We start from the raw sequence: 2682 nt of genomic DNA on the forward strand, positions 1-2682 counted from the left end.
TCTCAAAGATTAAGCCATGCATGTCTAAGTATAAGCAATTATACAGCGAAACTGCGAATGGCTCATTATATAAGTTATCGTTTATTTGATAGTACCTTACTACTTGGATAACCGTGGTAATTCTAGAGCTAATACATGCTAAAAATCCCGACTTCGGAAGGGATGTATTTATTAGATTAAAAACCAATGCCCTCTGGGCTCTTTGGTGATTCATGATAACTTCTCGAATCGCACGGCCTTGCGCCGGCGATGGTTCATTCAAATTTCTTCCCTATCAACTTTCGATGTTTGGGTATTGGCCAAACATGGTTGCAACGGGTAACGGAGGGTTAGGGCTCGACCCCGGAGAAGGAGCCTGAGAAACGGCTACTACATCCAAGGAAGGCAGCAGGCGCGCAAATTACCCAATCCCGACACGGGGAGGTAGTGACAATAAATACTGATACAGGGCTCTTTTGGGTCTTGTAATTGGAATGAGTACAATTTAAATCCCTTAACGAGGAACAATTGGAGGGCAAGTCTGGTGCCAGCAGCCGCGGTAATTCCAGCTCCAATAGCGTATATTAAAGTTGTTGTGGTTAAAAAGCTCGTAGTTGAACCTTGGGCCTGGCTGGCCGGTCCGCCTCACCGCGTGTACTGGTCCGGCCGGGCCTTTCCCTCTGTGGAACCTCATGCCCTTCACTGGGTGTGACGGGGAAACAGGACTTTTACTTTGAAAAAATTAGAGTGCTCCAGGCAGGCCTATGCTCGAATACATTAGCATGGAATAATGAAATAGGACGTGTGGTTCTATTTTGTTGGTTTCTAGGACCGCCGTAATGATTAATAGGGACAGTCGGGGGCATCAGTATTCAATTGTCAGAGGTGAAATTCTTGGATTTATTGAAGACTAACTACTGCGAAAGCATTTGCCAAGGATGTTTTCATTAATCAGGAACGAAAGTTAGGGGATCGAAGACGATCAGATACCGTCGTAGTCTTAACCATAAACTATGCCGACTAGGGATCGGACGATGTTATTTTTTGACGCGTTCGGCACCTTACGAGAAATCAAAGTGCTTGGGCTCCAGGGGGAGTATGGTCGCAAGGCTGAAACTTAAAGAAATTGACGGAAGGGCACCACCAGGGGTGGAGCCTGCGGCTTAATTTGACTCAACACGGGGAAACTCACCAGGTCCAGACACAATGAGGATTGACAGATTGAGAGCTCTTTCTTGATTTTGTGGGTGGTGGTGCATGGCCGTTCTTAGTTGGTGGAGTGATTTGTCTGCTTAATTGCGATAACGAACGAGACCTTAACCTGCTAAATAGCCCGTATTGCTTTGGCAGTACGCTGGCTTCTTAGAGGGACTATCGGCTCAAGCCGATGGAAGTTTGAGGCAATAACAGGTCTGTGATGCCCTTAGATGTTCTGGGCCGCACGCGCGCTACACTGACGGAGCCAGCGAGTACTTCCTTGGCCGAAAGGCCCGGGTAATCTTGTTAAACTCCGTCGTGCTGGGGATAGAGCATTGCAATTATTGCTCTTCAACGAGGAATCCCTAGTAAGCGCAAGTCATCAGCTTGCGTTGATTACGTCCCTGCCCTTTGTACACACCGCCCGTCGCTACTACCGATTGAATGGCTCAGTGAGGCGTCCGGACTGGCCCAGGGAGGTGGGCAACTACCACCCAGGGCCGGAAAGCTCTCCAAACTCGGTCATTTAGAGGAAGTAAAAGTCGTAACAAGGTCTCCGTTGGTGAACCAGCGGAGGGATCATTACCGAGTTTACAACTCCCAAACCCATGTGAACATACCTTTACGTTGCTTCGGCGGAGCCGCCCCGGCGCCCGGAACCTCTTCGGTTTCGCGGCCCGGAACCAGGCGCCCGCCGGAGGCCACAAACTCTTTTGTTTTTACAGTTTCTTCTGAGTGTGCCGCAAGGCAAAATACAAATGAATCAAAACTTTCAACAACGGATCTCTTGGTTCTGGCATCGATGAAGAACGCAGCGAAATGCGATAAGTAATGTGAATTGCAGAATTCAGTGAATCATCGAATCTTTGAACGCACATTGCGCCCGCCAGAATTCTGGCGGGCATGCCTGTTCGAGCGTCATTTCAACCCTCGAGCTCCCCTCTTTTTGGGAGAGCCCGGCGTTGGGGACCCGGCGCTAACACCGCCGGCCCCGAAATGGAGTGGCGGCCCGTCCGCGGCGACCTCTGCGTAGTAATATCCACTCGCACCGGGACCCGGGCGCGGCCACGCCGTTAAACACCCCACCTTCCGAATGTTGACCTCGAATCAGGTAGGAATACCCGCTGAACTTAAGCATATCAATAAGCGGAGGAAAAGAAACCAACAGGGATTGCCCCAGTAACGGCGAGTGAAGCGGCAACAGCTCAAATTTGAAATCTGGTCCCCAGGGCCCGAGTTGTAATTTGTAGAGGATGCTTTTGGCGAGGCGCCTTCCGAGTTCCCTGGAACGGGACGCCACAGAGGGTGAGAGCCCCGTCTGGTCGGATGCCAAGCCTATGTAAAGCTCCTTCGACGAGTCGAGTAGTTTGGGAATGCTGCTCAAAATGGGAGGTATATGTCTTCTAAAGCTAAATACCGGCCAGAGACCGATAGCGCACAAGTAGAGTGATCGAAAGATGAAAAGCACTTTGAAAAGAGGGTTAAAAAGTACGTGAAATTGTTGAA

2 rRNA genes (1 of these 2 cut by a window edge) are annotated in these 2682 nt (G+C 49.9%); both read left to right on the forward strand.

Going from position 1 to position 2682, the window contains the following annotated elements:
- Positions 1 to 1766 (forward strand): 16S ribosomal RNA (locus ACWCXB_RS36325) (it extends 39 nt beyond the left edge of the window).
- 165 nt (positions 1767 to 1931) lie between these two features.
- Positions 1932 to 2682, forward strand: a 23S ribosomal RNA gene (locus ACWCXB_RS36330); the annotation flags it as partial.

It is taken from the genome of Streptomyces sp. NPDC001514 (genome assembly GCF_053597075.1).